The 17,013-nt window shown below is 53.3% G+C and carries 10 protein-coding genes and 1 pseudogene; 5 read left to right on the top strand and 6 right to left on the bottom strand.

Annotated features, from left to right (window positions below):
- Positions 1 to 136: 136 nt before the first annotated feature.
- A complete protein-coding gene (locus tag KJS40_RS03000; RefSeq protein WP_244859680.1) occupies positions 137 to 2,557 on the top strand; it encodes a TonB-dependent receptor in 2,421 nt (806 codons plus the stop codon).
- Positions 2,558 to 2,575: 18 nt separating this feature from the next.
- On the opposite strand, the gene serB is transcribed toward KJS40_RS03000, so the two are convergent.
- Positions 2,576 to 3,421: a phosphoserine phosphatase SerB gene (gene serB / locus KJS40_RS03005; protein WP_213539015.1), complete on the bottom strand. Its 846-nt coding sequence runs from the start codon at positions 3,419 to 3,421 to the stop codon at positions 2,576 to 2,578.
- A gap of 581 nt (positions 3,422 to 4,002) precedes the next feature.
- Between serB and KJS40_RS03010 the strand changes: the two genes are divergently transcribed.
- Positions 4,003 to 4,848 (top strand): SH3 domain-containing protein, encoded by an 846-nt coding sequence (locus KJS40_RS03010; protein ID WP_244859681.1) that lies wholly within the window; start codon positions 4,003 to 4,005, stop codon positions 4,846 to 4,848.
- A gap of 41 nt (positions 4,849 to 4,889) precedes the next feature.
- Here the strand turns inward: KJS40_RS03010 and KJS40_RS03015 are convergent, their stop codons facing one another.
- The 4 genes and pseudogenes from KJS40_RS03015 to KJS40_RS03030 all read right to left on the bottom strand — a co-directional run bounded on the left by KJS40_RS03015 (position 4,890) and on the right by KJS40_RS03030 (position 13,630).
- Positions 4,890 to 6,485 carry a diguanylate cyclase gene (locus tag KJS40_RS03015; protein ID WP_244859682.1) on the bottom strand — a complete coding sequence of 532 codons (1,596 nt, stop codon included), beginning with the start codon at positions 6,483 to 6,485 and terminating at the stop codon, positions 4,890 to 4,892.
- A gap of 241 nt (positions 6,486 to 6,726) precedes the next feature.
- On the bottom strand, positions 6,727 to 10,188 hold the full coding sequence (mfd, locus tag KJS40_RS03020; RefSeq protein ID WP_213539693.1) for a transcription-repair coupling factor: 3,462 nt from the start codon (positions 10,186 to 10,188) through the stop codon (positions 6,727 to 6,729).
- A gap of 166 nt (positions 10,189 to 10,354) precedes the next feature.
- Entirely contained in the window at positions 10,355 to 12,199 is a 1,845-nt protein-coding gene (recJ, locus tag KJS40_RS03025; protein ID WP_213539017.1) for a single-stranded-DNA-specific exonuclease RecJ, read from the bottom strand.
- Positions 12,200 to 12,343: 144 nt separating this feature from the next.
- A pseudogene (locus KJS40_RS03030) lies at positions 12,344 to 13,630 on the bottom strand (DUF1207 domain-containing protein).
- A 139-nt stretch (positions 13,631 to 13,769) separates the two neighbouring features.
- On the opposite strand from KJS40_RS03030, the gene KJS40_RS03035 reads away from it, so the two are divergent.
- Entirely contained in the window at positions 13,770 to 14,099 is a 330-nt protein-coding gene (locus KJS40_RS03035) for an SMR family transporter (RefSeq protein ID WP_213539018.1), read from the top strand.
- A gap of 45 nt (positions 14,100 to 14,144) precedes the next feature.
- The gene (locus KJS40_RS03040; protein WP_213539694.1) at positions 14,145 to 15,026 is read left to right on the top strand and encodes a pirin family protein; all 882 of its coding nucleotides are present in this window, start codon (positions 14,145 to 14,147) and stop codon (positions 15,024 to 15,026) included.
- Positions 15,027 to 15,168: 142 nt separating this feature from the next.
- Here KJS40_RS03040 and KJS40_RS15435 read toward each other — a convergent pair whose 3' ends face one another.
- Positions 15,169 to 15,300: a hypothetical protein gene (locus KJS40_RS15435; RefSeq protein WP_280520243.1), complete on the bottom strand. Its 132-nt coding sequence runs from the start codon at positions 15,298 to 15,300 to the stop codon at positions 15,169 to 15,171.
- 336 nt (positions 15,301 to 15,636) lie between these two features.
- Here KJS40_RS15435 and KJS40_RS15440 point away from each other — a divergent pair, with 336 nt between their 5' ends.
- The gene (locus KJS40_RS15440; RefSeq protein ID WP_213539019.1) at positions 15,637 to 16,704 is read left to right on the top strand and encodes a PEP-CTERM sorting domain-containing protein; all 1,068 of its coding nucleotides are present in this window, start codon (positions 15,637 to 15,639) and stop codon (positions 16,702 to 16,704) included.
- Positions 16,705 to 17,013 lie beyond the last annotated feature (309 nt).

A 17,013-nucleotide genomic window follows, 5' to 3' on the forward strand; every position in this document is an offset into this window, starting at 1 on the left:
GGTATCTCCGGCCTCTGCAGCCGAAGATTCGGATCAATCAAAAAAATCTCTGCCGAAATACGATAATACGGGTCCCCGCACAGAGGGAGTTGCCACCCAAATATCCCCTTCCGCTGGTGCCGTCAACGGGTTAATCGTGCAGTCAGGCAACCCAGCTTCATCGGCGGAAGATACGGATCGGATGCCGTCTGGCGCCGGTTCACTCCCTGGTTCTGACACGAAGGCGGCGGGTGAGGTCTCCGGCAAGAACAAGCGCAAGGATGGAAATAAGGATAATCCGGCGCAAGACAGCGTATCGGAAACGGTATTCAAGGAAATGGTCGTTACCGGCGAGACCGAGCGTGACACCCATTACACTTCGCCTTCGACGCGCGTGACCCGGTCACAGATCGAGCTGCAAAACGCGCAAACCACGGAGGAGGTACTGAAATATCAACCGAGCCTGCAAATCCGGCAGCGTTATGTCGGTGATCCCAACGGTGTTCTCGGCATTCGGGGTGCGGATATGTTCTCGACCGCGCGCAATATGGTCTATGCAGATGGCTTGCCGCTGCACAACTTTCTGCAGGCTTCCTTTAACGGGGCGCCGCGCTGGTCGTTGGTAGGTCCAAATGAAATCGATTCGGTCGATATCGTTTACGGACCCTTCTCGGCGGAATATAGCGGCAACTCCATCGGCGGTGTGGTAAACATAAAAACGCGCATGCCGCGCAAGCAGGAATTTTATGTCGAGAGCAGCCTGTTCATTCAGCCTTATAAACTTTACGGGCCGGATCAAGGAACGTTCATAGGCGATCGGCAATACGTTTCCTATGGCAACCGGATTCAGGACCGGTTTACGGTATTCCTGGCCTACAACCGTCTTGAAGCACAGAGCCATCCACAGTCCTACTTCATCGACAATACGGGGCTATTCAATGAGCCGGGCGGAACTTCGGTCACGGGCGGCATACGGACACCCGATACTCGCGGTACGCCCAGCATCATCTACGGCGATACCGGGCCGGAAAAGGTACAAACCCACTTGTTCAAGGGCAAGTTTGGGTACGACATTACTCAGGATCTCCAGGCAATCTTTACTGTTGCATACGAGGATCGCACACGCAATCAGAATCGTCCTCGTAACTATGTAAGCGACACAACTGGACAGCCATTTTGGGGAGGGGCAGCACCGGCCTGCTGCGATACGGCAGGTAATGCTTCACTGGATGGGACCCGGTTCGATGTCGTGCAACGTGGTTTTGGCGGCAGCCAAGATAAACGCGAAACGCTAAACCTTGGCTTGCAATTTCGAGGAGCATTCAGCCAAAACTGGAATGTTGATACGACAATAAGCCATTTTGATGTTCTCAAGGATACCCGTGCCACCGCTTTTTTCAATAAAAATGATCCGGCGAATACCGGGGCAGGTCAAATCCAGGATTTCAAAAAATTCAGTTGGCTGAATGCTGACCTCAAGCTGAGTACCCCAGCATTATTCGGGTATGAAAAAATATCGCTGCTGGGTGGCTATCATTTCGATCAATACAATTTGAGCTTCCGGCAGTATTCCTTGATTGATTACGCTACGCTTACACGTGGAGCACTGCAGGCCAATCGAAATAATGACGGTCGCACCTCGACTCAAGCAATGTTCGCGCAAGCTGCATATCGGTTTTTTCCGGCCTGGGATATAACGGTAGGCGCGCGCCAGGAATGGTGGTCAGCCAGCAATGGTGTTGTTGGAAGTACACCAGTACCGGATCGTGATGTGTCTGCACTCTCGCCCAAGGTTTCCCTGGGCTATGAGCCTGGGCCGTGGAAAGTTCGTTATTCCTTTGGCAGAGCCCATCGATTCCCGGTAATTGCCGAGCTGTTTCAATCACTCAGCTCACCGACCAGCATTCTTACAGCCAATGCGCTGCTCAAGCCGGAGAATGGCGTACATCACAACTTCATGGTCGAATACACGTTGCCGAAGGGCTACATTCGGGTAAATGCTTTTCGTGACGATATCAAGGATGCCATCCAGCAGGTGCAGCGAGCCTCAGGCGTGCTCACATCCAGTGCATTCCAGAATATTGATCAGACCAGTACCACCGGTGTTGAGCTTATTTTCGATCAACGGCGTATCCTTGGATCGAAATTCGACTTCATGTTCAACGGTACCTGGATGAATGCGAAAGTGGACAAGGGAGGGATCGTCAAATTCACGGATCCAACGGGCGCAAATGCCGATTTTAATCTCGACGGCAAACAGCGTATCCGTTTACCGCACTGGCGCGCGAATTTCTTCACCACCTATCATGCCACGGAGGCATGGGATATCGCATTTTCCGGCCGTTATACCAGCGATTCGTTTAACGATCTCGATAACCGGGATCATGTGAACAACGTTTTCGGGTCTCAGAGCGATTTCTTCTTCATGGACTTCAAAACCAGCTATCGGCACAAGTTCCAGAGCGGCCTTAAAAGCCGATTCTCGTTCGGTATTACCAACCTGAACAATGACAAGGCCTTCGTTTTTCACCCCTATCCCCAACGCACCTTCCTGGTTGAAGCTGCGTTCAGCTATTAACGTAGCGAGTTTGCATAATCAGGATGGCGCGGCCCATGCGAATAAATTGGCTACTCCATCCAGACCCACGTGATTGATAGCATAAGTGGCCTTCTCCTGTACGATGGGCTTCGCATGATAAGCGATGCTGACCCCGGCCTCTTCCATCATTTTGAGGTCATTGGCGCCATCGCCGATGGCGATTACTTGCTCGCGCCTCAAGCCCAGCTTTTCGCGCACACTTTTTAGCACTTCGGCTTTTCCCGAGGCGCCAATAATTTCCCCCAGTACCTTGCCGGTGAGTTTTCCATCCGCAATTTCGAGTTTGTTGGCTGCGGCGTAATCGAGATTCAGTTTTGTTTTTATTCTATCCGTAAAAAACGTGAATCCGCCAGAGATGACCATGCTCCTGAGGCCGGCGGATTTCATTCGTTGCAGCATTTCTTCTGCACCAGGACTTAATCGCACGCGCTCATCGTAAACCTGTTGCAATGCATCCTGGTCCAGTCCTTGCAGCAAGGCGGTGCGCTGCCTCAAGCTTTCCGCGAAGACGATTTCACCACGCATGGTTCTCTGCGTAATTTCCGATACTTGAGGTTTCACCCCGTGCATATCGGCTATCTCATCGATGGATTCGATTGCAAGCAGGGTTGAATCCATATCCATCGCGACCAGCCCGAAATCGGAGAGCTGCACCGTTTGTTCGACAAATGCGAAATCCAGTTCGGCGTCGGCGCAGTATTCAGCCACATGCTCGCGGCGGCTTGCGTTTTCCAGCCGAAATGCCTGGCCTGTGATCCGTTCGATATGGTCAGCGCCGGCGAGTTTCGCCAACTCTCTCAAATCGCTGTTTGCTACCTCAAGCCCTTGTATTATCAGATTCATATACCGTTCCATTTATTGTTAAAGATATTTCCAGTCCCCTTCGAGCGCGCTCGAAGATAGCTTGGGCAGTCCAAGCATGCTATTGCTTCAAGAGAGAATAGACGGAGTAGCCGCGCCTGTGCGCCTTCCTGTACACTTGTAGGGCGGTCCGAGGCAGGCCTCCACATTTTTATGCCGCGGAGAAGGCCAATGTAGCGGGACTGATATTTTGCTGGCAACCCGACATTTTGCCAGCAATCGCTACCAACTTCCACATAGATTTGCTGGAGCGCTGTTTACGCAGTGGTTCCGGTACCCGGATACACGCCTGCCTGAAGATACAATCACCCATGTCGGCTCGACCTTTCAAGGTCTCGAAAAGCGCTTTCAGGTCTTGACGATCAAGCCAATGAGGATGTGCTTGTCGGCGCACCGCTCTATATCTGCTGCTCCGTTCGATGAGCGGGACGGCAAGCCGGCACGCTAATAAATTTTATCTGGCCAGCCTCAGACCACACATTGAAAGTGGTGATGCTTACCACATAAACCGGAACTGAGCGATAATATCTGCTTCAATATCAGGATGCGGAGATAACCGAGTCATGGCACCATTGAAGCGGTCAGTTAAGCGCTATAGTCTTTCAAAGCTTCAGCCAGTACATATGCCGGGCCGGATAGTTTTCGGCCTTATCGGCGTGATCATGACGGGATGCAGCATTCTTCCAAAAGCATCTCCGTCCCAAGCTGAAATTGCTGGCTCCCTCTGGTCATCCTGCGTTGGGAAGCAGCAGGAAATCGAGCGCCTGCAAAAGCTGCTTGTGGAAAAAGAGGCGCAGCAGCAGGAAATCGAACGCTTGCAGAAGCTGGTGGCGGAAAAGGAGGCGCAGATCCGCAGCCAGGAGGCCCGGCAGCAGGATCAGGCAAAGACGTTACAGGAAACCAGCAGCCAGGCTGCTCATGCGCAGGTAAAACTCAGGCGTTTGGCTACACGTCCTGCCGCTGCCTCTACCATTGCGGAAGTTGAAATGGTCATGGAAAACCTGAAGTCATCCCCAGCCACAGGCTCCGATCAGTTATTGCAAGCTCAGGCAGCGCGCCTGCTGAAGGCGGCCGCTACATCGTACGCTGAGGACAACTATGCCGCGGCAATGGATTATGCTGCGCAGGCTCGCGAGTTTATCAACATGATGACAAACAGCCACGGCCGCAAGAGCGCGGAGTCGCGTCAAGTAACGGTCTCGTTGCAGGTTCCTATCCCGCTTCGCGCCATTGCCAATAGCAATCTGCGCCAGAAGCCGGGCTTGAATGCTGCGGTACTTGGCGTATTAAAGAAGGAATCCCTGATGATAGCGGATGCCTATCAGGGCCAATGGCTGTTGATCTCGGCCGATGGACGGTCGGGATGGGTACTTAACACGCTGGTAGAAGCTCACTTGGGCAAACAGTAGGTATGCGTGGACAAACAGCGTGGGGCTTAGCGCGATAAATGTCAGGGATTAACGATCGCTATATGCCGGTTGCGACCAGCCCGCTTTGCTTGATAGAGCGCTTTATCAGCGCGAGCAAACACTGCGGTCGGCGTCATATCGTCGGGTTGACACTGCACGATACCGATACTCACCGTTACTGCAATCATCGAGCCGTTGGCGCCATATTGCGCATTTTCTACATGTGAACGGATGCGTTCCGCGGTTTTCGCTGCCAGGTCTGCAGAAGTATCAACCAGAATAATGATAAGTTCATCACCCCCATAGCGTGCCGCATAGTCGATACTACGGACAGACTGAAGCAGTATCCGGGCTACGCTTCGCAGGATTTCATCGCCGATGACGTGGCCATGGGTATCATTTAATGTCTTGAAGTGATCGATATCCAGCATTAATAATGCAAACTGCCGCTGGGTGCGTTTAAAGCGCGCAAGCTCATCGGCCAGAATCGCATCGAGTTTACTGCGATTGTACAGACCGGTAAGGCTATCGGTGATGGAGAGTGTCTCCAGCACCTGATTCTGCTGTTGCATGGCTTCATTGGCGGCCATGATCTCGGCGTGACTCTGGCGCAACCGGTCCGCCATCTGATCGAATACCACTGTAAGACGACCGAGCTCGTCATTTCGTTTTGCCGAAAGCCGTACCTCCAGATCGCCCCCGGCAATGCGGTCCGCGGCACGGATCAGCCGTTGCAACGGCGCAACAATCGAGCGTCCCAGCTGGAAGGCCACGGCTGCCACTACCAGAACCAGTGCGCCTACCAGCCCCAGAAACATATTCCGAAGTTCTATCCACTGACTATAAACCGCAGCGCGATCGAGCTCTGCCACAATGACGACTCCCGGCTCCGCGGATACCTCGGCCAATCCAATTACGTTGCGATGCGTCAGGCCATGAAAAGCCATGGAGTTGCCCGGTTGAGCGAGCAGATACCGCAGCACCGACGGATCCAGCTGCGGCAATTTATCTGTGCCGGCCTGACTGCTGACAAGCGCTCTGCCATCTGAATCAAGCAGGATCACTTCGCCTGGCGGCGATTTTATCTCACTTTTCAGACGGGGTTGCAGGCTATGAAGATCCAGCACGGCCACCAATGCACCCATCAATAAATTGTCGTAGGACAATACCGGAACTGCAACGCTAAGTGTGGCGGTAGCATATCCCTTGTCCCAGTGGGGCGGTGCAACCACAAGGCCTTCCGTGAGGGAACTCTGGGGCCAATCATCGGGGAGTGTCACTGTGACGGGTGTTTCCGCACTGCTCGCCACAACTTTACCGGTAGCATCCACGACAGTCAGTTCCAGTATTGTGTCGAGTTTTGCCTGTACCGACCGCAGATAATGCGCCAGGGCTTGCGGATTTCCACCCGGCAAGCTTGTTTCGGGATGGTTGACCGCTGATAAACCGTCTATGACGGCACTGGACGTGGACGTTACGTGCACCTCGTGGACACGTTTATCAATCCAGAGTTCTATTTCGCGGCTGGCATAACTCGTCATGGCGCGGAGTTCACGGGTTACATTATCGCTTATCTGTGCCTCGTTCTGCCGAAAGGACAACAACCCCAGCCCTAACGACGGGATGAGTGTGGCCATCACGGCAAACACAACAATTTTGCTTTTAATGCTCCTTAGCCACGACATCAGGATGGTTTTCCGGCATAAACGATTATTAACGGACAGGTTATGCCCGAATGAAGGGCGATTATCCTGAAAAGCTGCGATTAAGCATGTATTTTTTCGGACAGACCGGAAACGCCATAATCGCCAATAGTACTCATCTGAAGGAATACCAAAACGCTTGATCGACGCCACACCATTTTGCGCAACTGGATTTTCAGCGACTCAATTCGGTGATCAAATTTTTTATCCGCGTTACCCGTTCTTTCACTCCCGGGATCCGTACTTTTATTTTCAGGCGATCGGGACCGGAAAGTTCATAATCGCGGCTGCGTTGAAGGAGTGCGACGATTGTTGCGGCATCGACCGGTGGGTTGGGAATGAATTGCACCTGGATGGCGTCAGCGCTCGCTTCAATGCGAGTAATTCCCATGGGTGTAGCAGCAATACGCAAACGGTGGCAATCCAGCAGTGCTCTGACGGGATCCGGCAAGAGACCGAAGCGGTCCGATAATTCTATTTGAATATCATCCAGCTGATCATCATTTGTGCAATTCGCCATGCGCTTGTACAGTACCAGGCGTTCATGTACGTCATTGCAGTATCCCTCAGGCAGCAAGGCGGGAACATGTAAATTTATTTCGGTGGCAACGCCCAGGGGATGCTGCATATCGGGTTCTTTGCCCTCCTTTAGTGATCGAACCGCAGCATCAAGCATGGTGGAGTAGAGAGTGAAGCCGATTTCCTGCATCTCGCCGCTTTGCGATTCGCCCAGTACTTCGCCGGCGCCGCGAATTTCCAGATCATGCATGGCGAGATAAAAACCCGCACCCAGTTCTTCCATGGCTTGAATGGCTTCCAGACGTTTCCTGGCCTGTGTTCCAAGCGCCTCTTCCTCCGGTACCAATAGATAAGCGTATGCCTGATGGTGGGAGCGGCCTACGCGTCCGCGCAACTGATGTAATTGCGCCAGACCGAATTTGTCCGCGCGATTGATGACAATGGTATTGGCAGTGGGAACATCGATACCCGTCTCGATGATGGTCGTGCAAAGCAGCAGATTGAAGCGCTGCTGATAAAAATCCTTCATCACATGTTCCAGTTCGCGTTCGCGCATTTGCCCATGGGCAATGCTTACGCGCGCCTCCGGCAACAACCGGGCAAGCTTGTCATGCATGGGTTGAATAGTGCTCACTTCGTTGTGCAGGAAATATATCTGCCCGCCGCGTTTTAATTCGCGCAAGCATGCTTCACGGATGATGCCTTCGGAAAAACGATTGACAAAAGTTTTGATGGCGAGCCGTCTTTGCGGGGCGGTAGCGATCACGGAAAAGTCACGCAGACCTTCCAGCGACATGGCAAGCGTACGGGGAATGGGTGTGGCGGTAAGCGTCAATACGTCCACTTCAGAACGCAAACTTTTCAGTTGTTCCTTGTGACGTACACCGAAGCGATGCTCCTCATCGATGATGACCAGGCCCAGGTTGCTGAATTTCACCCCTTTCTGGACCAGTTTATGCGTACCGATGACGATGTCGATTTGCCCGGTAGCCAACCCCGCCAAGGCCTGGGTTTGTTCCTTCGACGAGCGGAAACGCGACAGCTCCGCAATTTTTATGGGCCATTCGTTCGCGATCAGGCTGAAGCGATCGGAAAAATTCTGGAAATGTTGCTCAGCCAGGAGCGTGGTGGGTACCAGTACAGCCACCTGTTTACCATCGGCAACTGCGACAAAGGCTGCTCGCAAGGCCACTTCGGTCTTGCCGAAACCAACATCTCCGCAGATCAGGCGGTCCATGGGCTTGGCCGAGGCCAGATCCTCGATTACCGCATCGATCGCGGTGGCCTGATCGGGCGTTTCCTCGAAACCGAAACCTTCAACAAATGCTTCATAATCATGTTGCCTTAGCCTGAACGCGTGGCCCACACGGGCGGTACGTTGAGCATAAAGATTCAGCAGTTCCGCAGCGGTATCGCGCACCTGTTGCATCGCTTTACGCTTGGCTTTATCCCATTGACCGCTGCCGAGTTTATGCAGCGGCGCCGCTTCAGGCGTCGCCCCGCTGTATCGCCCAATAAGGTGCAGTTGCGAAACCGGTACATATAACTTATCTCCACCGGCGTATTCAAGTGATAGAAATTCTGTTGCGCCTTCTCCCATATCCATGCTTACCAGCCCGAGGTAGCGGCCGATGCCGTGCTGCTCATGCACAACCGGGTCGCCGGATTTGATCTCGGACAAATCGCGCAACATCGCATCGGCCACTGCGGAAGTCTTGCGCGAATCACGTTCGCGGCGGCCGTGCAAATGCCTTGCATACAGCTCGTTTTCCGTAATGAAGGCCGTTCCTTCGCCCCGGAATATAAAACCGTTGTGCAAGGGCCCCACGCCAAGCATGAAAGCTTTGTTACTTGACCGAAATTGCGCGTAGTCATCGCAGATATCGATATCCAGCCCATACTGTTTCAGATGATCTGAAATCAGCTCCCGCCTGCCGAGGCTCTCCGCCAATAGCAATGTTCGCCCACCGGGAGAGGTGAACTCGGAGGCGAATTCCGCGATAAAATTATCAAGTCTCTCAGCTGGATTGTCAGCGCGGCGATCAATCTGAAGAGGCGGTAGCGGGCGGGTCCAGCTTTGAGTTTCCGCTTTCGAGGTTTGAGCATCGGACGGGATTTCGATGCGCGCGTAGGGCTTCAGTGCGCCGAAGAAAGCCTCCGTCGTGACGAATAATTCTCCCGGTGCCAGCAATGGATGATTATTGTCGCCACGCAGCAGTTGATAGCGTGATTGCGTGTCGCGCCAGAAGTTTTCCACTGCCGGATGGATTTCATGGTGCAGGCATAGCAGCGTCGCTGGCGGAAGGTAATCGAAGATTGTCGCGGTGTCCTCAAAAAAAAGCGGCAAATAATATTCGATACCCGCAGGCGTGGCGCCCTTGCTTATGTCTCTATAGATGCGACTTTTCGATGGATCGCCTTCGAAATGTTCGCGAAAACTACCTCGAAAACGACTGCGGGCTTCTTCGTCGAGGGGGAATTCACGCGCCGGCAGTAATCTTATCTCGGTGACGGGGTAGACACTTCTCTGCGTATCCACATCAAACGTACGGATGGTTTCGATTTCGTTATCCAGCAAGTCGATGCGGTAAGGCAGCGGGCTGCCCATGGGAAACAGATCCACCAGCCCGCCACGCACGCTGTATTCCCCCGGCGAGAGAACTTGCGTTACATGACTGTAGCCCGCCAAAGTCATCTGGCCGCGTAGCGTGTTCAGATTAAGCGTTTCTCCCCGTTTGAGAAAAAAAGTATGCGCCGCCAGATACGCTCGCGGTGGCATCCGGTATAACGCGGTGGTGACAGGAATGATCAGTACATCGCAGGCGCCGCTCATGAGCTGGTAAAGCGTGGCAAGCCGGTCCGAGACGAGATCCTGATGAGGTGAAAAGGTATCGTAGGGCAAAGTCTCCCAGTCCGGCAGCAGCCGTGTTTTCAACTCGGGGGCAAAGAAGGGGATTTCCTCCAGCAGCCTTTGGGCGGCAAGTGCGCTTGCCGTAATGATGGCGACAGGTTTTGCATCCTGCGCCAGTTTTGCCAAAGCCAGGGCATCGCCTGAACCGTCGAAATGACCATGGCGGGTCATCGAACCGCGCTGGGGAATAGTCAACTTGAATGGCATCTGTACTGTTTTCAATGGCCGCAACCGATAAATGTCGCGCTCCACATAAAAAAGAGAGACATTATATGCCAGTTATAATGCCGTATATCCAGCAGACGGATGGCTTGCTGCGAAAGTATTCTTTCATCCGCCCTCGTCAAAATGGAGAGCGATAAAAAAGTGCATATCAGGTTAATCGCGCTTGAGCAGGCGTAACTTGAGCATCAGGCACGGGCTGAAACCAATGCTCCAGGATGAATTGCAGGGTAGAGCTGCCATTGAACTCGTTTATCTGCAGCCTGTAAATCGCCTCGATGACATCCGGAAGCGGATTTGCGTGAGAGAATAATATGGCGTCATAAAGAATATCCGCTTTCATTCCACCGTCATCTCTGATTCTTGTTTCCTGCCTCCTCAGTTTTAATTTCAGGTGTCTTTGCCCAACCACCCGCTGATCTTCCACGCAAAAGCGGGTGCTGAATGTGGGCGGCGCAAAACCCTGACCCCATATTTGTTCCGTGAGATGCCGTGCCAGTTCCAGATTCATTTCAGATTCGTCCAAGTCTCCGTCGGTCTCGATAATACGCTTGAGATCGGCCGGCGCGAGCAGTGCCTGTGCAGTTTGCTCGAACGCATCACGAAATTTTTCGAAATTGCCGGTAAGTATGGTCAACCCGGCCGCGGCTGAATGACCACCGAATTTCAGCAAAAGACCTGGGTAGCGTTTGGAAACGAGATCCAACGCATCCCGTAAATGAAATCCCGTAATGGATCTCCCCGAACCTTTCAATTCGCCATTGCTGCCAGGCGCGAATGCGATGACGGGGCGATGGAACTTATCCTTGATGCGCGATGCAAGTATGCCTATCACGCCTTGATGCCAGGCGGGATCGAACAGACTCAGGCTGTGGGTATCCAGCGCCTTTATAGTTGGGTATTGTGAATGGGGTGTCGGTGCCGGAAGGAGAGCGTTCTCCAGCATCGTTAACGCACTATCCTGCATATCCGCCTCGATTTCCCGGCGTTTGCGGTTAAGCGTATCGAGTTGCAGGGCTATTTGCGAAGCGCGGGATGCATCATCTGTAATGAGACACTCAATGCCCAGGGACATATCGTCGAGCCTTCCCGCTGCGTTCAATCTCGGCCCCAGCATGAAACCCAGTTCATAGGCGGAAACGTGCTGAAAATCCCGCCGTGAAACTTGCAGGAGAGCGTTGATACCTGCGCAGGCGCGCCCTTTGCGGATACGCTGCAAACCCTGGTGTACTAAAATCCGGTTGTTGTCATCGAGTTTTACGACATCGGCTACGGTGCCCAGTGCAACCAGGTCCATCAAGCTGGCAAGGTTAGGTTCCTTTTGAGGAGGGCGAAAAACCCCATTGGCCCGCAACTCGGCCCGTAGCGCCAGCATCAGATAAAACATCACGCCGACGCCGGCGAGATGTTTGCTGGGGAAATCGCAGCCGGGCTGATTGGGATTCACGATCACAGCGGCATCCGGCAATTCATCCCCGGGCAGGTGATGATCGGTAACGAGCACTTGCATACCGAGCCGGTTAGCTTCAGCAACGCCTTCCACGCTGGCTATGCCATTATCCACTGTGATCAGTATATCGGGACGGGTTGCCCCGTCGGTTGCGGTTGCGCCTGTGGCACCGGCTGCAAGACGCACGATCTCCGGCGTGAGACCATAACCGTATTCGAAGCGGTTGGGAACAAGATAATCGACTACCGCGCCGAACTGCCTCAAGGCACGGATGCCGACTGCGCATGCGGTGGCACCGTCGGAATCATAATCGGCTACGATCAGGAAACGTTTTCGAGCGAGGATTGCCTCGGCAAGAAATCGCGCCATTAATGAAACATTCTTCAGGCGATCGAATGGGATCAGTTTAGACCAGTCCACTTCGAGCTGGGCTGGTTCTTCGATACCGCGTGCAGCAAAAACGCGAGCCAGTACGGGATGGAAGCCGTGCCCGAGCAGGGCATCGAAAGCATGCGACGGATAGACCCGCTGGATGGTGTTGGACATGCGTCAGGAAATCTTGGAACAGCCGCTACCGGAGTACACTGCAGTCAGGGTTCATCGACCTGTTCAGCAATAGTCCGTCCGACTGAATAGTTAGGTTGAAGTGCAACTCCCGGACGGGCATCCATTCAGCATTTGCTGACCAGTTTAAAAATGGTAGTGCGCGCCGAAACCAAGGTAGTCGACTCTTTGTCTGAAAAATTGCCCGGTGGGAGAATTTCCATGAAAATATTCTACCAGGAACAGGAGTTTCCGACCAAATGCCTGGAAGTGATCCAATTGTACACCTGCCCTCGCGGATACATCGGCGTTCCAGTTATTCTGTTCATGGTTTTTGATGTCAACCGCTGCGATTGGTCTCATTGATACAGACTCGATGCGCCAGGGACTTCTGAACTCGACGCCATATTGTATTGACCAGGGTTTGATTGTCGACGGTTCCTTGTGAAAGATGCCTCCTCCTCCGCCGTAGACTCGTAGTCCATACGGGAGCTCATACGACAGCCTGAGATCGGCTCCTTCATAGCTGAGGTTGATCCGCTCGAAATCGGTTAACCTGCGCAGCAAAAACTCGTCGCCAAGATGTGAGCTCTGGTGATAGATGCGGCCGAAAGCGGAAAAGTTGCCTGCTCGCATACTTCCGTAGGCCGAAGCGATAAAATCGGTATTGATGAGATCCGCAGAGGGCGCACCGAGATTGAAGTCGCTGAAGACAGCGGCCTGGAGGCCGGCTTCCCATTGCACCGTGGATTTTCCGAAATTACCGCGGTAGAACGGGATCGTTTCCCCGAAGCTGACAGCGCCATTGCTATTTCCATCAATGTTGTTTCCGACATAATTACGATATGCGGCCGAGAAATGGGCCCATCGGGGATCAGCCAGCAATGGTTTGAACAGATGACCTTCAGGCAGCATTCCGGTGGCGAGAACCGCCGGACCCGCTGCGGGTACTCCTTCACTCGCAACTGCCTCTTCTGGCGCCGGCCCCCGCTAGGTAGCGGCAGGTTGCTGAATAGGTTTGAACGCATCGCGCTGAGCGGGACCACCAGCAATACTTTCCGACACAGTCACCCCAGTGACTCCCGGAATCTGTGCCAGTGCCTGCACAATCGAGATACGGTTGTCCGGTGTCAGTTTATTTGCCGGCACTGTAATGATGCCATTCCGCACGATCAACGTCGGAATTTCGACCTTGAAGCCATGCTTGAGAATCCCAGCGGCATAACCGGCAATATAGGCGTCCTCGGTTACCGCAGCGTTGACCGTTGATGTAAAAAACAACAGCGTCGCTGCGATGATGGAAAGATATCGCACGGTATTTCCCTTTTTTAAAGTCTTGTTTGAGGATGAGGTAGTTCTGTAGCTTTTGCTTTTTTTAGCTTGCAACTCATGGATTATCATTTCCAGCAGCCGCACGTCTGAATTCTTGAACATTATTGAGGAGCAAAAATCTGGTCGGTACGGTGGCGCACATAAAATACCTGGGTAGCCTTTCGATTATCACCGATGTTGCCACTTGGGGTATTATGTCGATAAGGTCAATTTCGGGTGCCCGATCAGGCAGGAGCCGGCAATGCAATGGCTTTTCCTTTCCATCGCAATTACCAGTGAAGTCATTGCGACTTCCGCTTTGAAGTCGAGTAACGGATTCACGCAGCTGTGGCCGTCCCTTGTAGTGATAGCGGGCTACGCCGCCGCCTTCTTTTTCCTGTCTCTTACCTTGCGCACAATCCCCGTGGGAATCGCCTACGCTATCTGGTCTGGCGCCGGCATCGTGCTCGTCACGCTTATTGCCTGGTTCGTTTTCGGGCAAACACTCGATGGCCCCGCTATACTTGGACTGGCGCTTATCGTCGCTGGCGTGATTGTCCTGAACGTGTTTTCCAGGTCAGTAACTCATTAACCTACATTCACCTTGAAGCGGGAGAACATCATGAGGATACTTGAAATGGCGGTCGGGAACACCACCAAGAAATTATCGCGCGTCCAGCGCGGGGGAGAGCAGCACTGGGTTGGCGACGGCTTCCCCGTGCGAACGCTTTTCGCTTATTCGAACCTGGGGCCGATGATCACCCCTTTTCTGCTTCTCGATCATGCTGGCCCCATGGAATTTCCGCCGACGGAAAAACGCCTGGGTGTCGGCGAACACCCGCATCGCGGATTCGAGACGGTCACTATCGTATATAGCGGCGAGGTGGAGCATCGCGACAGTTCCGGCAGCGGTGGCATTATTGGCCCCGGTGACGTGCAATGGATGACGGCGGCGTCCGGCCTGGTTCATGAAGAATTTCATGGCGGCGATTTTGCGCGGCAAGGCGGTATGCTGGAAATGGTGCAGTTGTGGGTCAATCTGCCCGCAAAAGACAAGAGTTCCCCACCGCGCTACCAAAGCATATCGAATAGCCAGATTCCCGCACTGAATCTTCCCAGCGGTTATGGAACGCTGCGCGTCATCGCCGGCGAGTTTGGCGGTATAAAGGGACCTGCGCGAACGTTTACGCCGATTCATGTGTGGGATCTTCATCTGGCGAGCGAGCAGCCGTTCTGCCTCCCGACACCCGAAGGGTACACCACGTTGCTGGTGGTGCTCAAAGGGTCGGTAAACGTGAACGGCTCTGAAACGATCCGGGCGGCAGAGGTTGGCCTGTTTGATCGGGCTGGCGACCAAATTTGCATGGATAGCGCACAAAATGCAACGGTGCTGCTGCTTTGCGGCGAGCCGATCGATGAACCGATTGTGGGAAGCGGCCCTTTCGTTATGAACAAGCCAGAGGAAATCAGGCAGGCGATTACCGATTACCAAAGCGGCAGGATGGGACGTTTGTCATAATTCCCACATTTGCCGCAGCTGTCATGAAGAGCAGGCAAGTTCGCCCAGGTCAAGATTTTCCTTCCTGAATGAGTCTGTATCACTACCATGGTCGTTTAATCTTCGCTTCTGGCGACAGACGGTGACGTCATCAAATAGCCGGTTACATCTTGCTATCCCGATGTGTATTGGTGTGATTCCGATCGTCCATGCTGGATGGGCTGCGGTTTTGGTGCCGTGCCGCCTGAAGAGCGGATGATCGATTGCCACGCACTTCTCCAAAGTAGTTATTCATTCCCGCCCTGCACGTCCGTTAGTACATCTTCCCGCCCGGTACTCACCGTTAACTGTTTTTTCCTTCCTGCCCTCACCGGCTTCGTCCGTACTGCTCGCGACGCCGATAGGATGGAGTGTCAATTTGTCCTTGAACTCGGGACGTAGTGATCCATTTGCGCCCTGAAGGTGTACCAAGGTCCAATTGACCCTACTGCCGAGGTTGTTACGATGCGCACATGACTTGAAAGGTTTTTTTCTTGGGCTTGAATCCTGATCACACTGCCCGGACTGCATTGATCTTCAAGTTTTTACCTCAGTTATCAGATGAGCATCGGTAAATCGGAGTACGCGTAGCGTGAGCATAAAAATTTTCTTGCGAGCAGGGGTATTTCTAATACTTTTATTTTCTGCAAGCACCCATGCAATTCCCATATTTCAGCTCGACTTTGCGCGTTCTTTGGATGGAGATGCCCATGACGCGCAATACGGCAGCCTCACCAGGATCAGCACGAGGGTGGATGATGTTCCGATACTTGCAAATCCTCTCTCGTGGAATCAGCCTACTGCCGCGAATGCTGCGCCATTGACTGATTATCCGGGCGGAATCGGTATATTTTATGGCGTTCACTTGGTCTTTGGAAATGATTTGCAGGGTCAGGATATGATGAGTTTTCTCATCCTGGACCATCCGTTTGCGGATTTCATCGACGCAGCGCATATTGTCGGATCAGGTGATGATAAAAACGCCGCTGATGAATTTTTTGCCCTGTTAGGTATTTCACTGGAGGACCCGCTAACAGTCGAAAAACATTCACAGGCATTTATTCGGAAAACCTCACCGGCTGCGGCGCCTGCAATAGTTCGGCAAAGTTCGCGAGATGATTGTCTGCAACCGCGCCAGGAGCAGTCGCACAAGCGAGGAGGAAGTCTTTGCTCCGAAGAGATTGGGTCGGGCGGCGGTAGCGGTTCTGGCAGGGGTGGCAGGGGCCGAGTCTCAATGCCCGGGGGTGGCGGAAGTGCTGGCTTGGGTCCCCAAAAGAGCATTATGGATGGTAGCGGCTTCGGTGGCGGTGGCGGCCTTGGTGGAAGCGGAGGCGGTGGTGGTACTGGCCAAAGCGACGCTGGAGGCGCTGGCGCCGATACAGGTTCCGATAGTGCTAACCCTGGTACTGGTATAGCAGGTAACGAGGATGCCGATAGCGGGTTCGATTTTGACAATCCGGAAGGTGGGGGTGCGGGTGGTGGTTCCGGCATGGGCGGTGCCGATGGCGGCGGGGCTGGTGGAAACGGAAATCAGGGCGAGGACGGAATCATCCCCAATGAAATCAGCACTGTTCCGGAACCGTCGACATTAGCGCTTCTTGCGCTTGGCTTTATCGGTCTCTTCATCGCGCGTAAAAGTGGCCGGAAGCAATCAGGATAAGTATCGGAAGTTTTCTCAAAAATTGGAGCTGTCGGTAGATGCCGATTATTGATCCAATGCTTGCTCGTCGCGTTTCCTTTAAAGGATGCAGAACGGGAGCGGCGAACTATATCTTTTACGCGGACATATCCGGGTTTTTGCTTCGGGGGCTTCCTTCTCTTTTTTCTTCTTCTTGCTGGGCGGGGCAATATAATAGCCGGCTATTATTTATAGTAATGTCGGAGAATCTGGCGTAGGTTTTCTTGTCAAATCCGAGTGTGCGACTTATTGTTGATCAAGGGGTGGCGATGGTGTGTGAGGTTCATGGAC

It is taken from the genome of Nitrosospira sp. NRS527 (genome assembly GCF_018406445.1).
GTDB lineage: Bacteria > Pseudomonadota > Gammaproteobacteria > Burkholderiales > Nitrosomonadaceae > Nitrosospira > Nitrosospira briensis.